The 16,633-nt window shown below is 67.8% G+C and carries 19 protein-coding genes and 1 tRNA gene; 10 read left to right on the forward strand and 10 right to left on the reverse strand.

The annotated features are described in order from the left end of the window. The first annotated feature begins 65 nt into the window (after positions 1-65). Together AWC19_RS02250 and AWC19_RS02255 are read left to right on the forward strand one after the other, a co-directional pair. The gene (locus AWC19_RS02250; protein WP_085076466.1) at positions 66-407 is read left to right on the forward strand and encodes a 2Fe-2S iron-sulfur cluster-binding protein; all 342 of its coding nucleotides are present in this window, start codon (positions 66-68) and stop codon (positions 405-407) included. 19 nt (positions 408-426) lie between these two features. Further along, positions 427-741 carry a DUF4286 family protein gene (locus AWC19_RS02255; protein WP_085076467.1) on the forward strand — a complete coding sequence of 105 codons (315 nt, stop codon included), beginning with the start codon at positions 427-429 and terminating at the stop codon, positions 739-741. Here the strand turns inward: AWC19_RS02255 and AWC19_RS02260 are convergent. Continuing rightward, positions 738-1,085, reverse strand: a complete 348-nt coding sequence (locus tag AWC19_RS02260; RefSeq protein ID WP_085076468.1) for an LLM class oxidoreductase — start codon at positions 1,083-1,085, stop codon at positions 738-740. The two genes, AWC19_RS02255 and AWC19_RS02260, sit on opposite strands and share 4 nt — an antisense overlap. Positions 1,086-1,240: 155 nt before the next feature. Next, positions 1,241-2,134, reverse strand: a complete 894-nt coding sequence (locus AWC19_RS02265; RefSeq protein WP_085076469.1) for an SDR family oxidoreductase — start codon at positions 2,132-2,134, stop codon at positions 1,241-1,243. Positions 2,135-2,292: 158 nt separating this feature from the next. Between AWC19_RS02265 and AWC19_RS02270 the strand changes: the two genes are divergently transcribed. Next, on the forward strand, positions 2,293-3,192 hold the full coding sequence (locus AWC19_RS02270; RefSeq protein WP_085076470.1) for a LysR family transcriptional regulator: 900 nt from the start codon (positions 2,293-2,295) through the stop codon (positions 3,190-3,192). Here AWC19_RS02270 and AWC19_RS02275 read toward each other — a convergent pair. The 6 genes from AWC19_RS02275 to AWC19_RS02300 all read right to left on the reverse strand — a co-directional run bounded on the left by AWC19_RS02275 (position 3,189) and on the right by AWC19_RS02300 (position 8,823). Further along, entirely contained in the window at positions 3,189-4,181 is a 993-nt protein-coding gene (locus tag AWC19_RS02275; protein ID WP_425436865.1) for a CaiB/BaiF CoA transferase family protein, read from the reverse strand. The genes AWC19_RS02270 and AWC19_RS02275 overlap by 4 nt on opposite strands. A gap of 53 nt (positions 4,182-4,234) precedes the next feature. Then, complete coding sequence (locus AWC19_RS02280) at positions 4,235-5,191, reverse strand: TIGR03564 family F420-dependent LLM class oxidoreductase (RefSeq protein ID WP_085076472.1); 957 nt, start codon at positions 5,189-5,191, stop codon at positions 4,235-4,237. Next, complete coding sequence (locus AWC19_RS02285; RefSeq protein ID WP_085076473.1) at positions 5,176-5,610, reverse strand: cobalamin-dependent protein; 435 nt, start codon at positions 5,608-5,610, stop codon at positions 5,176-5,178. The genes AWC19_RS02280 and AWC19_RS02285 overlap by 16 nt, the downstream gene beginning before the upstream one ends. Then, entirely contained in the window at positions 5,610-7,187 is a 1,578-nt protein-coding gene (locus AWC19_RS02290; RefSeq protein ID WP_085076474.1) for a methylmalonyl-CoA mutase family protein, read from the reverse strand. Before AWC19_RS02290 ends, AWC19_RS02285 begins: the two co-directional genes overlap by 1 nt. A gap of 75 nt (positions 7,188-7,262) precedes the next feature. Further along, on the reverse strand, positions 7,263-8,060 hold the full coding sequence (locus AWC19_RS02295) for a methyltransferase domain-containing protein (RefSeq protein ID WP_085076475.1): 798 nt from the start codon (positions 8,058-8,060) through the stop codon (positions 7,263-7,265). A gap of 58 nt (positions 8,061-8,118) precedes the next feature. Continuing rightward, on the reverse strand, positions 8,119-8,823 hold the full coding sequence (locus AWC19_RS02300; RefSeq protein WP_085076476.1) for a M15 family metallopeptidase: 705 nt from the start codon (positions 8,821-8,823) through the stop codon (positions 8,119-8,121). A gap of 161 nt (positions 8,824-8,984) precedes the next feature. Between AWC19_RS02300 and AWC19_RS02305 the strand changes: the two genes are divergently transcribed. Then, positions 8,985-10,664, forward strand: coding sequence for a PE family protein (locus AWC19_RS02305; RefSeq protein ID WP_085076477.1), 1,680 nt, complete (start codon positions 8,985-8,987; stop codon positions 10,662-10,664). 12 nt (positions 10,665-10,676) lie between these two features. Here the strand turns inward: AWC19_RS02305 and AWC19_RS29540 are convergent. Further along, positions 10,677-10,741, reverse strand: a tRNA-Phe gene (locus AWC19_RS29540). Positions 10,742-10,915: 174 nt separating this feature from the next. On the opposite strand from AWC19_RS29540, the gene AWC19_RS02310 reads away from it, so the two are divergent. From AWC19_RS02310 to AWC19_RS02335, 6 genes are all read left to right on the forward strand, one after another. Further along, positions 10,916-12,388 carry a rolling circle replication-associated protein gene (locus tag AWC19_RS02310; protein ID WP_085076478.1) on the forward strand — a complete coding sequence of 491 codons (1,473 nt, stop codon included), beginning with the start codon at positions 10,916-10,918 and terminating at the stop codon, positions 12,386-12,388. Between the two features lie 87 nt (positions 12,389-12,475). Then, positions 12,476-12,979, forward strand: coding sequence for a helix-turn-helix domain-containing protein (locus AWC19_RS02315; RefSeq protein ID WP_069395831.1), 504 nt, complete (start codon positions 12,476-12,478; stop codon positions 12,977-12,979). A 31-nt stretch (positions 12,980-13,010) separates the two neighbouring features. Beyond that, positions 13,011-13,607, forward strand: a complete 597-nt coding sequence (locus tag AWC19_RS02320) for a PIN domain-containing protein (RefSeq protein ID WP_069395830.1) — start codon at positions 13,011-13,013, stop codon at positions 13,605-13,607. Positions 13,608-13,831: 224 nt separating this feature from the next. After that, positions 13,832-14,317 (forward strand): hypothetical protein, encoded by a 486-nt coding sequence (locus AWC19_RS02325; protein ID WP_069395829.1) that lies wholly within the window; start codon positions 13,832-13,834, stop codon positions 14,315-14,317. Between the two features lie 164 nt (positions 14,318-14,481). Next, complete coding sequence (locus tag AWC19_RS02330) at positions 14,482-15,006, forward strand: hypothetical protein (RefSeq protein ID WP_232321006.1); 525 nt, start codon at positions 14,482-14,484, stop codon at positions 15,004-15,006. A gap of 35 nt (positions 15,007-15,041) precedes the next feature. Further along, on the forward strand, positions 15,042-16,211 hold the full coding sequence (locus AWC19_RS02335; protein ID WP_069395828.1) for a hypothetical protein: 1,170 nt from the start codon (positions 15,042-15,044) through the stop codon (positions 16,209-16,211). Positions 16,212-16,216: 5 nt separating this feature from the next. On the opposite strand, the gene AWC19_RS29545 is transcribed toward AWC19_RS02335, so the two are convergent. Continuing rightward, positions 16,217-16,384 (reverse strand): hypothetical protein, encoded by a 168-nt coding sequence (locus AWC19_RS29545; protein ID WP_157123578.1) that lies wholly within the window; start codon positions 16,382-16,384, stop codon positions 16,217-16,219. Positions 16,385-16,633: the final 249 nt, after the last annotated feature.

Consider the following 16,633-nt stretch of genomic DNA (forward strand, 5'->3'; position numbering starts at 1 on the left):
ATCCTATCGCCTAGCGAGAATAGTATTCTCTATACTGAAGAACGCAAGTACGGGAGGGGGCGGTCATGGCGACGGTCACCCGGACCATCGAGGAGAGCCAACGGGTGACAGATCCCGCATCAAACGGCGCCCAGGCGGGCACGGTGACGATCCACCTCGACCGCAAGACGGTGTCGGTGTCGTTGGTTCCCGGCGAGACCCTTCTGGAGAGCGCGCGACGGGCCGGCCTGGATCCGCCGTTCAACTGCGAGGCCGGCAACTGCGGCACCTGCATGGCCAGGCTGCTCGAAGGCCACGCGACGATGCGGGTCAACGATGCTCTCGAAGACGACGAGGTGGCCGAGGGTTACATTCTGACGTGCCAGGGCGTGCCGGACACCGATTCGGTCGTAGTGCGCTACGAGTAGCGACAGAGAGGTTGCGACGATGGCCAAGGGAATCATGTATGTCGAGAGTCGGCCCAGCTCGCCCGATCGCGAACAGGAGTACAACACCTGGTACGACGAGGTGCACATACCCGAACTGCTGGCGCTGGACGGGATCGTCGCGGCCCGCCGCCTGCGGCCGCTCGACGGGCAGGGCCCGTATGTCGCCATCTACGAACTCGAGGGCGACGACCTGCAGGCCATCCTCGACAACATGATCGCCAACGCCGGTCAGCTGCACATGTCCGACGCGCTGCTGATGGATCCCCCGCCCGTCCCTCGGCTGTTCGAGACGACGGCCGAGCGCGGCCGCTAGCCGGCGAAACTCGAGGCGAGCTCCTCGAGTTTGCCTACGCCAGTGGCGAACTCGATACCGATGGGTCCTAGAAGCGTCACGTGATCGGCGCCGGCGGCTAGGTGCTCTCGCACCGCTTGCCGCACGGTCGCCTTCGAGCTATCGGCGTCGAAGGACACCGCGACAACCAAGAGCTTGTCCGGCCCGAGCACCCGGCGCGCCTGCCCGGTGAACTCCGGCGGCCGCATGGCCGGCAGTGCCCCGTCGGCGATATCAGCCGACAGCGCAAGCATTTTCGGGCCGTTGGCCGCGACGATCCGCGGATAGGGCGCGTCGGGGGGCGGCGGCCAGGTGGGGGCGTCCATCCGGTGCGGGTAGTCCGGCGCTTTCTAGCCGCCCCACCGCCTTTCGTTGCAGATCGGCGTGCGGGGTGCTGGTGAAGGAGACCGGCAGGCACACCCCACCGGCCCCAGCGCCCGCCGCGCCGCGTCGATCACGTTGCTGGCCATGACTTTTCCCGTCACTCGCCGAAGTAGTGACCCGCGTCGAGGTCCTCGATCAGCCCCGGCCCCTCGGGGTGCCAGTCCAGCGTCTTTTGGGTCAGGGCGCTAGAGGTCGGGTTGTCCAGGGACGCGAAAAACGACAGGAAGCCGAAGTGGCCCGCCTGCTCGACGGGGATGCCGACCGCGGGCACATCGAGGTGCCGGCCGATGACGCCCGCGATCTCGCGGAACGGCACTCCTTCGTCGGCGACCCCGTGCAATCGTGTTCCGGCGGGCGCCTTTTCGAGGGCCAGCCGGTACAGGCGAACCGCGTCGAGGGTGTGGACAGCGGGCCAGCGGTTGGAGCCGTCGCCGATGTACGCCGACTTGCCGGTCTCGCGCGCAACGTTGATCAGATGGTGGGCAAAGCCATGGTGATCGAGGTGGCTGTGCACCAGTGGCGCGAGCCGGATGACCGACGACCGCACCCCGCGCTCGGCCAGCGCGATCGCCGCGTTCTCCGAGTCGATCCGCGGCCCGCCGGGCAGGGCGTCGTTTTCGGTTCCCATCCGGCCGAGCCCGACCATCGGGAAGATGAGCGTTCCCGAGGTGATGACAAACGGCCGCTCGGAACCGGCGAGCGTCTCCCCGATCGCCTCGACGGCCCGCAGATCGGTCTGCGCGGCGCCCGCGAAGTCGTCGAAGTCGTGCTTGAACGCGAGGTGGATGACGCCATCGGAGTCGGCGGCGGCGGCGCGCAGGTTGTCGAGGTCATCGAGGTCGCCGCGGTGCGCGGTGGCACCCTTGGCCGTCAGCGCGGCCGCGCCCTCGTCCGACCGGGCCAAGCCGGTGACCTGGTGGCCGGCTTCGAGGAGTTCATCGACGACGGCGGACCCGATGTGTCCGGTCGCGCCGGTGACAAAGACGTGCATGAGGTGGATCTCCCTTCGTGTCGATGCCACCAGTCAATGACCGCGGCGGGCCCGGCGTCCAAGTCCTATTTCGGATGGCGCGATGCGAATCGCGCATCACCGCAGGCTGTGCCGCGCTGAGCCGTCGCGGTCGCAACGGCGGGGGTTAGCATGCGTGCATGGCGGGTTCTCGCGAGGTGGACCTCGATCTGCGGCTGGTCGGGTACTTCGTCGTGGTGGCCGAGCACCGGCACTTCGGCCGGGCGGCCAGCGCCTTGCATGTCGCGCAGCCGTCGCTGAGCCGGCAGATCCGCCGGCTGGAACAGCAGCTGGGCGTCCGGCTCCTCGATCGCACCCCGCAGGGCACCCGGCTGACCGAGGCCGGGGAGGTGTTTTTGCCGCGAGCCAAGGCGCTGCTGCGCTCGGCCGTCCAAGCCGTGGCACAGGCCCGGGCCGCAGCCCAGCCCAGCCGCGTCGTGATCGGCTACACGTCGGGCATGATCGTCACGCCGGCGGTGCGGGAGTTGCGCCGCGAGCACCCGGACGCCGACGTCCAAGTCATGCATCTGGATTTCGACCAGGCGCGCACGGCGCTGGTGGACCATCGGGTGGATGCGGTCGTGACCCGGCTGCCGTTCCCCACCGACCAGCTACACGTGACGGTCCTCTACGACGAGCCCCGGGTGCTGGCGGTCCCCGTCGATCATCGCCTGGCCGGCCGGGAATCGGTCACGCTCGACGACATCGCCGACGAGCCGATGCCGCGGGTGCGGCACTCCGATCCGGCCTGGAGCGCCTTCTGGCGCATCGATCCTCGCCCCGACGGGCGCCGGGCCCCCGACGGCCCGTTCATCGACGCGCTCGAGGACAAGTTCGAGCTCATCGCCTCCGGGCAGGCGGTGGCCATCATCGCCGGCTTCAACGTCAGCAGCCTTCGGCCCGACATCACCACGGTCCCGCTGGACGGCGTCGAGCCCAGCCACGTCGTGCTGGCGACGCGCGCCGGGGACCGCAGCAGGCTGGTCGCGGCCTTCCGCAAGCTCGCCGAGGCCCATTTGACGGGTCCCGGCGGGCCCTAAACGCTTTGGCGCTCGGGCAGTTCCGGCGGGGGGCGGTACTGCGGCCGGTAGCCGGAGACGTGGATGGGATTGCCGACGAGGCGGAAATCGCCTGCCGTGACAACCACTTCGGGCGTCGCCTTGAGCGCCTCGGGCAGCGTCCGCACGGCCGCCGCGGGCACGCCGAGCGGACGCAGTCGCCGTTCCCACCCCACCGCGCTGTCCGTTGCCAGCATCGCGGTGACGACGGCGAGCACGTCATCGCGGCGGGCCACCCGTTCGGCCATCGTCTCGAACCCGCCGATACCCGCCTCGGCGGCAAACGATTTCCAGAATCCGTCGTGCGTGATGAAGAGGGCGAGGTAGCCGTCCGCGGTCGGAAATAGTTGGGCCGGAACGTAGTACGAGTGCGCGCCGTTCGGCCGGCGCTGCGGCTCCACCCCGCTGTTGAGGTAGGCCGACGCGTGATAGTTGAGCTGCGAGAGCATGACGTCGCGCAGCGACACGTCCACCTGCCCGCCGGTGCCGGAGACGATCTTGGCCAAAAGCCCCAGTGCGGCGCACATCCCGGTGGAATTGTCGGCCGAGGAGTAGCCGGGCAGCGTCGGCGGCCCGTCCGGATCGCCGGTCATCGCGGCGATCCCGGTCGACGCCTGGACCACGTAGTCGAACGCCGGATCGTCGCCGCCGTTCAGCCCGAAGCCGGTGATCGCGACGCAGACGATCTTTTCGTTGTGCCGCCGCAGCCGGTCGTAGGTGAGCCCGAGCCGGCGGATGGCCGACGGTTTGAGGTTGACCAGCAGCGCGTGGGAGTCCGCGACCAGCTCACCCAAACGGCGTTGTCCCGCTTCGGAATTCAGGTCCAGGCAGACGCTGGACTTGTTGCGGTTGAGGCTGGCGAAGTAGCTGGGGCCGACCCCGCGGGAGATCTCCCCGCCCGCGGGTTCGATCTTGGTCACCTCGGCGCCCAGGTCGGCCAGCAGCATGGTGGCATAGGGGCCGGCCAGCATGGTGCCGACCTCGAGGATGCGTATCCCCGCCAGCGGTCCGGGGTTTTCGGTCGTCAACGCAACTCCGTCGCGAGCGCGGCGATCACCTCGCGCGTCCGGCGCTTGGAGGCGACGAGTTCGTCTCGGTTGTCGCCGATAGGCAGCAGCCGCACCGACAGGTCGGTCACCCCGGCGTCGGCGAATCGGCGGAATCGGGCCAGGATCGCGTCCTCGTCGCCGGCCGCGCAGATGTCGCCGACATCCTTGGCGTCACCGTATCCGAGCAGTCGCTGATAGTTGGGGGAGACCTCGGCCTCACCCAGGATCCGGTTCGCCCGCTCCCGCGCGACGTCGACTTCCCTTGGCGCGCAGAGGCATACCGGGATGCCTGCGACGATCCGCGGCGCCGGGCGACCGGCGTTGTCGGCGGCCTTGGTAATCCGCGGGACGACGTGCTCGGCGACGGCGCGCTCGTCGGCCATCCACAGCACGGTGCCGTCGGCCCGCTCGCCGGCGATCGTCAGCATCACCGGCCCGAGGGCGGCCACCAGCACCGGCAACGGCGCGACCGGCGCCAGGTCGAGCGGGTTGTGCACCCGGAACGTGTCGTTCTCCACGTCGACGGGGCCGGGGTTGGCGAACGCCGCCTCGAGCACCTTAAGGTAGTCGCGGGTGTAGGCCGCGGGCCGTTCGTAGGGGATGCCCAGCATGTCGTCGACGATCCAGTGGTGTGACGGCCCGACACCGAGCACCAGGCGCCCGCCGGTGGCGGCCTGCACGCTCAAGGCCTGGCGCGCCAGCGCGATCGGGTGCTGGGCCTGCAGGGGCACGACGGCCGTGCCCAGTTCGATCCGGCTGGTGCGGGCGGCCATCAGGGCGACGGCCACCAGCGCGTCGAATTCGTTGGGAATCTGGGGGATCCAAGCGCTGTCCAGGCCGGCGGTCTCGGCCCAGTCGATGTCGGCCAGCATCCGGGTGACCTTGCGCGCGGAGTCGCCGCGCTCGGGTCCGATCATCACTCCGATGCGCACGGTTCCTCGGTTTCGTGTGGGACGGGTTCACGACTGCCGGTCAGCGCGCGGATGTCACGCACCAAAACGTCGAGCGGGGTTCCGGTGGGAAACACCGCGGCGGCGCCGGCGGAAAGCAGCTTGGGCACGTCGGCGTGCGGGATGGTGCCGCCGACCACGACGGCGATGTCGGCGGCGTCGGCCGCGCGCAGCGCCTCGATGGTGCGCGTGGTGAGCGCCAGGTGCGCACCGGACAGGATGCTCAGCCCGACGACCGCCACGTCCTCTTGCACGGCGATCGACGCGATGTCTTCGATGCGCTGCCGGATGCCCGTGTAGATCACTTCGAAGCCGGCGTCGCGCAGGGTGCGGGCGACGATCTTGGCGCCCCGGTCGTGTCCGTCGAGGCCGGGCTTGGCGACCAGAATCCGCGCGGCCATCAGAAGACCACCGGCTGCTGGAATTCGCCCCACACCGATTTCAGCGCGGACACCATTTCGCCCACCGTGCAGTAGGCGTTGGCGCAGTCGATGAGGCGGTGCATCAGATTGTCGGTGCCCTCGGCGCCGCGCGACAGGGCGGCGAGCGTAGATTTCACTGCGGCCGAGTCCCTTTCGGCCTTCACCTTGGAGAGCCGCTTGAGCTGCAAATCGCGTCCTTCGGCGTCCAGCTCGTAGGTGACCACCTCGGGCTCGGGTTCCTCAGACACGAATCGGTTGACGCCGACGACGGGCCGGGTGCCCGCCTCGATGTCCTGGTGCGTGCGGAACGCCTCGTCGGCGATCAAGCCCTGCAGGTAGCCGTCCTCGATGGCGCTGACCATGCCGCCGTGCCGCTCGAGGTCGTCCATGATCTCGACGATGCGGGCCTCGGTGGCGTCGGTGAGGGCCTCGATGAAGTAGGAGCCGCCGAGCGGGTCGGCCACGCTGGCCACGCCGGTCTCGTAGGCCAGGATCTGCTGGGTGCGCAGCGCCAGCGTGGTGGATTCCTCGGTCGGCAGCGCGAACGGCTCGTCCCAGGCCGCGGTGAACATCGACTGGACCCCGCCCAACACCGCCGCCATCGCCTCGTAGGCCACCCGCACCAGGTTGTTTTGCGCCTGCGGGGCGTACAGCGACGCTCCACCGCACACGCAGCCAAAGCGGAACATCGACGCCTTGGCCGTCGTCGCGCCGTAGCGTTCCCGCACGATCGTCGCCCAACGGCGCCGGCCCGCACGGTATTTGGCGATCTCTTCGAAGAAGTCGCCGTGGGTGTAGAAGAAAAACGAGATCTGCGGCGCGAACTGGTCGATGGTCATCCGGCCGCGTTCCACCACGGTGTCGCAATAGGTGACGCCGTCGGCGAGGGTGAAGGCCATCTCCTGCACCGCGTTCGCCCCGGCGTCGCGGAAGTGCGCCCCCGCCACCGAGATCGCGTTGAACCGGGGCACCTCGGCGGCGCAGAACTCGATGGTGTCGGCGATCAGGCGCAGCGACGGCTCCGGCGGCCAGATCCAGGTGCCCCGGGAGGCGTACTCCTTGAGGATGTCGTTTTGGATGGTGCCGGTCAGCTTGGCGCGCGGGATCCCTTTGCGTTCGGCGGCCGCGACGTAGAACGCCAGCAGGATGGCCGCCGTCCCGTTGATCGTCATGGACGTGCTGAGCTTGTCCAACGGGATCCCGTCGAACAGGATCTCGAAGTCGGCCAGGGTGTCGACCGCGACGCCGACCCGGCCCACCTCCTCACCGAACTCGGGATCGTCGGAGTCGTAGCCGCACTGGGTGGGGAGGTCGAGCGCGACCGAGAGCCCCGTTCCTCCTTGCTCCAAGAGGTAGCGGTAGCGGCGGTTGGATTCCTCGGCGGTGCCGAAGCCGGAGTATTGGCGAAACGTCCACAGCTTGCCGCGGTAACCGGACGCGAAGTTGCCCCGGGTGAAGGGAAACTCCCCCGGCGGCGGCGGTTCGGCGGTTCTGTCCGCCGGTCCATAGACGGGCTGCAGCGGGATGCCCGACGGTGTCTGAGCAGCGTTATCCATCGGTGAATAACGTACTTGCAAAAAAAGAGAATGCCAATACCGCCGGTGTTGACCAGCGGCGTTAACGTGGCGACCCTACGCCCGGCACAGGATCTCACCGTGCGGCACCGACAGCCAGCCGTCCGGCGCGGCGGCCCAGGCCCGCCATGCCGCGGAGATTTCTTCGAGCTGCGCAGCGGAGGCCAGGCCCGACTCCAGCAGTTGGCGCGCGACACTGGAGTGCAGGATCCGGTCGGCCCACATGCCGCCCCACCAGTCGCGGGTCTCGGGCGTCGCGTAGCACCACAGGCTGCCCGTCGGCGCGACGTCGTCGAAGCCGGCCTCCAGCGCCCACGACAGCAGCCGCCGGCCGGCGTCGGGTTCGCCGTGGTTGGCCCGGGCCGCCCTCTGGTAGAGGTCCAGCCACAGGTCGAGGGCCGGCAGGCGCGGAAACCAGATGAAGCCCGCGTAGTCCGCGTCGCGGGCGGCGACGAGCCCGCCGGGCCGGCACACCCGCCGCATCTCCCGCAGGGCCCGCACCGGATCGGCCACGTGCTGCAGCACCTGGTGGGCGTGGACGACGTCGAAGGAGTGGTCGGGGAAGTCGAGGCTGTGCACGTCGGCGGTCGCGAAGGACACGTTCGACAGGCCGCGCCGCTGGCCCTCGGCGCGTGCCACGCCCAGGACGTCGGCGGATTGGTCGACGGCCAGCACCGGTCCGGGTGCCACCCGCTCGGCGAGGTCGGCGGTGATGGTGCCCGGGCCGCAGCCGATGTCGAGGATCGAGGCCCCGGGCTCGAGGTGGGGCAGCAGGTATGCCGCGGAGTCCTCGGCGGTGCGCCGCGCGTGGCCGCGCAGCACCGACTCGTGGTGCCCGTGGGTGTATTTGGCCATGCCGGGAGCCTAGCCGGTCAACTCATAATCCGAGACTGATATCTCAGCATATGAATCATCAGTCCACGGGAACGTCGAGGATCGGCCGGTCCGCGCCGGCGCCCGGGCCGTCGAAATGCCACCACTCCCCCGAGTACGGCGTCAGCCCGCCGTAGGTCATCGCGTCGCGCAGCCTGGCGCGGTTGGCCTGCTCGTCGGCGCTGACGCCCTGGGTCGCGTATGCCGTTGCGCGCGAAGAGAAGTCGTCGAAGTCGGTGCCCATGTCGGCCAGACACAGCCCGGCGACTTGCCTCTCGCTCGGGCACTGCTCCTGCACGCTGGTGAAGGTGACGTCAACCGACCGGCCCGACTCGTAGCTGTGCGCGTACGGACCGGGTCGCGCCACCCACGCCGGGTTCGGCGTGACGCGGAACAGCTTGACCTGGACGTCGTGCGGGCGGTAGCAGTCCCAGAACACCAGAACGTGGCCCTGCGGGCGGAGGGCCGTGGCCGCCGTGGCCAGGCCCGGGGCCATCGATTGGTGCACCAGGCATCGGGCGTCGGAGGGATAGAGCTGGGTGCGGGTGAAGTTGTTGGTCGTCGCGTAGCGCAGGTCGATGATCGCGTCGGGGACGACGGCGCGCACGTCGACGAATCCGGCCGCGCGCGCCGCGTCGCTGACCGGCGGCACGTCGGGACCGGCCTGCGCGCTGGTGGCACCACCGCCGAGCGTGATCAGTTCGGTGGCCACCACGACCACAAGCAACCGCCGGGCCTCAAACATGGGCCAATTGTCGCGGTTCGCCGCGTCGGATCCCGCTCAATTCGGGCGATGTCGCCGTGGAGCGCCGCACGTTGGGGCCGGCGGCCAGGTCATCCGGTATCGGCGGGCGAAAAGCCTTGTGGCCGAAGACCGCCCTATGCTGGCGTGCGAGGGAGGGACCGATGGTGGACGTGCAGGCGCAGCCGCAGGCGATGGTGACGACGGCCGCGGATGTGGCGGCGATCGGCTCGATGATCGACGAGGCCGGCGCGGCCGCGGCGGGCAGGACGACCGGTATGGCGGCGGCCGCCGCCGACGAGGTGTCCGCCGCGGTGGCGAGACTGTTCAGCGCTTTCGGCCAACATTGGCGTGCGCTGATCGGGCGAGCGACGGCCCTTCACAATGAGTTCGCCCAGGCGCTGGCGGCGGCCGGCAGCGCCTACGCCGACACCGAGGCCGCTGGCCGGGCCGCACTGGCCGCGACCGGCAGCCTCTCGACCGGCGCGGCGAATTCGCCCGTCACGTTCGTGCTGGGCGGCAGCGGGATGCCGATACCCCCGCCGGATTTCGTGAGCAACGTCGTCACCAAATACGTCGCGCCCAATTTCCCCGTCGGCCTGGTCCAAGCCCTCGCGATGCCGGCCGGCGAATACCCGGACAGCGGGATCAAAGACTTGATGCAGAACATATCGATATCGCGGGGCGTCACCGCCCTGAACAACGCGATACAGCAGCAACTTGCCGCCGGGAACGCCGTCAACGTGCTGGGCTACTCCCAGGGCGCCAACATCGCCGCCCTGGAAATGAAGTTGCTGGACCCCGGCGGCACGCCCAGCAATCTCCCGATAAACTTTGTGCTGCTTGGCAATTCGATGAACCCCAACGGGGGCTGGGACGCGCGCTTCCCGGGCCTGAACCTGCCGACGCTGGGCTTTTCGACCCTCGGCCCGATGCCGACCAATGACTTCCTGACCAAGGTGTACACCCTGGAGTACGACGGGTGGGCCGACTTTCCGCAATACCCGATCGACATCTTTTCCGACCTGAATGCCCTGGCGGGCATGGTCACCGTGCACACGGGCTACGACACTCTGACCGCCACGCAGATCAATTCGGCGATCGTCTTGCCGCAGGACCACACCCAGACCACCTTTTACATGATTCCCAACCCGAACCTGCCGTTGTTGGACCCGCTGCGCCTCGTCCCCTACGTCGGCAACCCGATCGCGGACCTGGTGCAGCCGGTTTTGACGCCGCTCGTCAATTGGGGCTACGGCAACCCGGACTTCGGCTGGTCCACCGGCCCGGCCAACGTGACGACCCCGTTCGGGTTCTTGCCGCCGCTGAGCGACACCATTGCCCTGGGGCCCGCCCTGGTCAGCGGGGTCCAGCACGGAATCGGCGCGGCGATCGGCGACTTCGCCGCCGAGGGAGCCCCGCAGCTGCCGTCGCTGCAGGGCATCGGGCAGGCGCTTGCGTCACTGTCCTCGGGTCCCGGCACACCGGCGCTGCCGGCGGGGCCGCCCACCATCACCGACCTGATTTCGGGCCTACAGGCGGCCAACACCCAGATCGTCGGCGCCGCGACGACGGCGTTCTCGACGGCCTACTCGACGCTGCTTCCCACGGCAGATATCACGACGGCCGTCCTCGTCTCGTTGCCGTCGTATGACGTCAACCTGTTCTTGAACGGGGTGACCCAAATGGTCAACGGCCAGCCTTTGGCCGGGCTTGTCGACGCGTTCGGGTACCCGGTCGCCGCCGACGCGGGGTTGCTCCCGCTGGTGGGCGGTTTGGAGATCGCCGTCCTCGGGGAGGCGGGTTATTCGATCCTGACGGGCACGCCGTACGGGAGTTTCTGATCGTTCTCGCAGTGGCCAGGGGCGGGATCGAACCGCCGACCTTCCGCTTTTCAGGCGGACAGAATAGGCACTGACCTGCGGTTTATGTACTTCTATGCGCTGTATGCAACGCATAGAGCAGGGCCGACGTATTCGGCTGCGCCGACGATCGGACATGAACCGGACACGGTACTTGCACTCCTGACAGGGGACCCACGGCAGCCCGTTCACTCAGTGATGCGCGCCGTGGGCTCTCGGGGAGCAGGTACCCGATGCCCAGCATCGCACGCTCGACCTCGCACCGGAAAAGCACGACCGCGGAGCGACCCACTCCTTGGCGCAACTCAACCCGAACGGCCAGCCGGGACACGGCCGGAGCCGCGGACGCCGGGAGACCGCGAGCGCCCGAGGCCGCCAAGGCCGCAGGGCGCGAGAGCGGCAGCGGTCGGTCGGATGGCGGGAGCGGCGTAGACCGTGTTCCGGCTGGGATCAACGGGCTTGTTATATGTGCCAAAAGTGTCCGCGGCCCGGTCGCCGGTGGCGTTGACGGCGAAGAGTGGCGGTGGGCCTGTGATGCGCTCGGGCTGCGGTTCCCGCGCCCGGAGCTGGTCGCCTCGGCGGCATCACTGTTCGAGCAGGCCCCGCCGTGGGCGCACGGGCGTGGGCGCCTTGGCGAGGAACCGGAATCAGGCCGATTCCGGATCACGATTGGACCTGGTGTCGTTCGGCTGTCGTGGACGAATCCGGTCCGCGCGGAAAAGTGCGCCGAGCGGGCAGTTGATCGGCACCGGCTCGACGTGGCGATCGAGAAGGACCGGATCAAATCGGACCCTGATCACGTTGAGCCGCCCCGCCGGGTGATTACCGAATGGTCCCGGAAGTCGCGTGCCGCGATGTGCCGCACCTTCGCCGAGCTCGACTACACACCACTGGTGGAGAGCGGTCGTGTGCCAGCAATGGTGACCCTGACCTACCCGGGCGACTGGGAATCCGTCGCCCCCGACGGTGCGAGCGTGAAACGGCACATGGTGCTGTGGCGCAAACGATTCCAACGCGAATGGGGCGAACCCGCCCGCTACATCTGGAAGCTAGAATTTCAACGCCGCGGTGCGCCGCATATCCACCTATGGATGGCTCCGCCACAAGTATCCGGGCGATCGGGGCGCCGATTCTGGGAGTGGCTGTCACAGGAATGGGCGGACATCGTTGCCCATCCAGATCCCGTGCAGCGGGCTCGCCACCTGCTGGCCGGCACCGCAGTCGACGTCCTCAACGGATTACGAGCCTGTGATCCCAAACGGCTGGCGATCTACTTCACTAAGCACTCGTCGCCAAACACGCAGGGCGACAAGGAATATCAGCACATCGTTCCCGATGCCTGGCGCAAGCCGGGCCACGGACCCGGCCGCTTCTGGGGTGTCCACGGACTACAACGGGCTACCGCTGTCGTGGAAATCGCCCAGGATGCGTACCTGAAAGCGCGCCGGGTCATCCGGCGGTGGTCGCGGTCGCAAGCCGTCTATGGCGACGTCACAGGTCGATTTCCCACCGCAGTACTGCCGCGGACGGCCCAGCGCGTCGCCGTCCGCTTCGACAGCACGACCGGCAAGGTCCGCCACCGAAATGTCCGACGCCGAAGATCGCTGTGCGACCAAGGTGGATTCGCCGGTGGCTACGCCCTTGTTAATGACGGCCCAGCGTTCGCATCTCAGGTTGCCGCGGCGTTGCTGGCCGACGGCGCATAGGCCGACGCCTCACGAGTCTTTCGTAACTTTCGTAACTATGCTACGCTAGGTCGAGCTACGAAGGTGGGATGAAAGGAAGTGAGATCCATGGGCAGCGCTGCCGCGGAGGTCGTCAGCCCGATTCCGGCCGATGCCGAGGAGCTTGCCAATGTTCTCAGCTTCATCGAGGCGCACGAGGCTCGTCACGGGACCTCTCCTGAGCGTGTCTTCTTCCTGTCCGGCGCGGGCGAACACGACCGTGTCGAACTGACCGAGCAGCTTCACGAGATCCTCAAGCGTGTCGTCCACGCCCTCAGCCGTGGCCAGTCGATCAGTATCCTGACTCGCGACCAGGAAATCTCCACCCAGCAGGCCGCCGAGCTCCTCGGCCTGAGCCGCCCGACGGTGATTCGCCTCATCGAGGACGGCGAGTTGCACGCGCATGTGCCCGGCGCGGTCCGGCGCAAGCTCCGGCTTGCCGATGTCCTTGCCTACCGCGAGGAGCTTCGCGCCCGGCGCAACCGGTTCATCACCGAGAGCTCAGCGGAGTTCGCGGATGCCGACGCCGACGAGGTCGCCGAGTTGCTCGCCGAGGCGAAACGCAAGCGTTGACCTACCGACGGGGTCTGAAAGACTCGCCCCTGTGTATCGCGCTGTCCTCGACACCTGCGCCCTCGTGCCGAGTCTTCAGCGTGACTTCCTGCTACAGCTGGCCACCGAGGAGGCGTACGCGCCCGTGTGGGGGTCGGGGATTCTCTTCGAGCTGGACTACGTACTCGCCGGCCTGCACGACAAGCGCGGAATCGCTGACAGCGTCACGCGCCGACTGCACCTTTTCGACCAGCTGAAGCAGGCGTTTCCGGGCTCAGAGGTTCAGGCCCCCAAAGACCGCGAGTACAGCTACGGCCTCAACGACGCCGATGACGGCCACGTCGCCCACGCGGCGATCATCGGCAAGGCCGACGCCATCGTCACCGACGATCAACGCGCAGGGTTCAGGACAGCGAGCGTTCTCGTGGAAGCCGGCATCGAGACCGTGTATCCACATCAGTTCGCCGCCAACACCGTCTCAGCGCACCCGCACGCAGGAGTGCGTGCCTTGCGAGAGATGTCGAATCGTCGTACCAACCCGCCACAGACCGTGGAACAGATCCTCGACCTGCTGGTGACACGGCACAAGATGGCCGAGGTCGCCGAGATCCTGCTGCCGCTGCTGGTGGGAGATGCGCGACCGGGCTAACCAGCGGAGCAGGCCCGGGAACTGGCGTTGAACGCACAGGAGGAAACGGAGCGACGGGAGCTCGGACATTTGCAGCGTGTTGCGCATCATCGGCCGGAGCACTGACGTTCGGGCGACCACTGCTGAGCGACCGGAATCTTGGCCGAGTCCTGTCGGTGTCTCCGGCTAGATTCAAGCTCAGGGTCCACAGCAGAGTGCGGGCCTATGAAGTTCGGAGGTTGCAGATGGACCCCGTCACATTGATCGCTGCAGCGGTCGCGATAGGAGCGTCTGAAGGCGCCCGCGCGACGACCAAGAAGGCAATCGGCGACGCATACACAGCACTACGGAACTGGCTCACGAGCAAGTACGGCTCCGTGGCCGCCGAGGTCAGTTGCCTCGAACAGGAACCGGAGGAAGAACTGCGGCGGGCCCTGCTGGCCAAGAAGCTCGCCGCGGCCGGCGCCAACGATGACTCGGAGCTGCGCCAGCTGGCTCAGACCCTGCTGACCTTGATCGAGGAGCAGGAACCCGGCGTTCCCGCCACCGTGGGCGTGCGTCTCCGCCGCGCCTCAATCGGTGGTGACATCGAAGTCACGGACGTCGCAGTCGAGGGCGGCAGCGGCGTCGACGCCGAGGACATTGTCGCGGACGGCTCGTTGCGAATCAGCGGTGTGTCGGCGCGCAGCCCTCAGGAGCCGCCCCACCCTCCGGTGGCGCGGGAGCAGTAGCAAGCGAGCTTGCTTCCGCGCAAACCTTTACCTCGACCCAGCGAAACGTCAACGTCGGCCGCGACAACATCACCAACGTCACGATCGGGGCAACAACCGCGGCCGGTAACAGCGGCGGCCGGATCCGCGCGGTCACCGTGTCGGCCGAGAGGGTGCCGGTCAAGATGAACCTCTGGAAGGTCACGGTGCATAACGGCACCTCGGGACCCATCACTGATCTCGAGGCTGACGTGTACCTCGTCGACGAAACCGGAGCGCGCTCCGCCGGCAGGTGCGGGCCGGCGAAAGACAGCATCTCTGTCCGCGAACTCGCCCGAGAGATTCTGACCGAGAGCCTGAGCGGCGGACTCGACGCCATCGGGCAACGCGCCCAGGGGATGTACTCGGGACTCCCGCAGGGGATGGGGTTCGGCGGCCAGATCCCACAGCTTGGGCGACTCGGTTCCTACGGTCCCATGATGTCCAACTACCTGGTGGATTCACCGCAGATGTCGGCGCTTCTTCGACATGTGCAGCAGCAGATGATCGATCGGTTTCCGCGTGTAATTCCCGCCGGCCAGTTCGCGGGCGTGCTATACCTCGCCGAGCCCGGCGAGGTACGGGCAGACATCCAGTTCGCAGACGAGGTTGGCGACCTCTGGCGCCGCCGGTTCGAGGAACAACCGGAACCAGTGCTTGTGGACGAGTAGGTCGCTCTGTCGGTAGCCCGCCGTACGCTTTGTCGATGACCCGGCGTAACCCATCCCGCAAGCCGAAGCCGGCGAAGCCGGCCCGGCCGCGGCTGGCGCCCGAGCTATTCTCCGAACTCAACGCGACCTTTTACGAGGACGACCCGAGCGAATACCTGCTGACCAAGATCGAGGCCGTCACCTTGATGCTGGCGCCGGCCGATGCCCTGGCGCCCGCGTACGAGTCGGAGCGGATTATCGGCGTTTCTCGACGCGCCGGTGCGCCGGTCCCATCGAAGGAGGCCCGCGACCGCTACATGCGTACCGAGTGCGTCCTGGTCCTGCACCACGCCTGCGAGATGCTGCTGCGGCTGTTCTTCGCGCACGTCGACAAGCAGGACTGCCCGTGGCTGGGAATGGCGGCGTCGGTCAGCTTCGCCGAGTTCAAGACGAAGGTCAGCACAGCTCTGCGATCCGGGTTCGACCGCGATGACGTGGCCCAGGTGTTCCTCGGGGGCACGAACCCGGCCGACGCGGGCCTCAACGTGGAGGCCGATGAGTTCGAAGACACGACCGCTGCGTGGCAGCTGCTCCTGGAGACCGCTGCCGACACGGTCCTGTCCGAGTCATTTCTGTACAACTCCGCCAAGCATGGTCTCACCGTGGTGCACACCGACGAGAGCACGCAGATGGCGTTCACGCCGCCGGGCGGCGACCCAGTGCTGCTTGTGGCGGGTTCGCAATTCGCGTACCTGCATAGACCTCAGAAACCCGACGTTAAGGGCGGGACCGAGTGGTGGGTGTCGCTGACGCACACCTTGCCAGACCAGGACATCGAGACCGCGTTTCTGATCCAGCAAGCTGTGTCGTCGCTCTGGAACGTTGCCCGGCGGCGCTACACCGGTCAGGCGGGCGAAGTCTCGCTCGTGCCGGCTCAGGCGGTGCGCAACGCCATCGACGGCCCCATAGCAGCGAAGGGAGCCCACGTCCGGACCCTGACGCACGAGTTGGTTAAGAAGGACGTCGACGGCCGATTCAACGGTGTCGACATGCACTTATCGGGACCGGGCCTGCCAGACGAAAGCGAATGGAGCTCTGGAGCCGACGATGATGGCCCCCAGCCACGCCAGATCGCTCTGCCGGTACGGCAGCAGGACAAGCGGATCATCAGCACGTCCACCCGGAAGCTGCTCCCGTTCTCGCCAAACTGGTCGTCGCGGGTGTGACGGCGCTACCTGCCCACGCGGCGGGTGACGACGTTCGTGGTCACCAGCAGCAGGTCCGTGCACCCGAGCCGGCGCGCCTCGTCGAAGTGGGAGGCGAGCACTGACGCCAGCGTGTACACGAGTGCGCGGACGTCCTTGTCAACGTTGGGGAACACCGTCATGAGGTCTGGCATGTGTTCCTGCGCTGGCGCAGGGCGGTGGGAAGGGGCGCGGTTCGTCTTGTTCTCATTGGGAGCGTCCCGGGGAGTGGTGTAAGTGATGGCGGCGTGTCGGTCCCTGACGTAAGAGGGCCATCGCGTGAGTCTCTGTGGTGAAACGACCAAGAATCACTACCGAGAGGAACATCGCGATGGCCCTGGACCAGTCTGCCTTGCTGGAGGTGCTCGACGCACTGCGCACCGCCGATGCCGGTGAGCGGATCA

Origin of the sequence: Mycobacterium palustre, from assembly GCF_002101785.1 — a bacterium.
GTDB classification, from domain to species: domain Bacteria; phylum Actinomycetota; class Actinomycetes; order Mycobacteriales; family Mycobacteriaceae; genus Mycobacterium; species Mycobacterium palustre.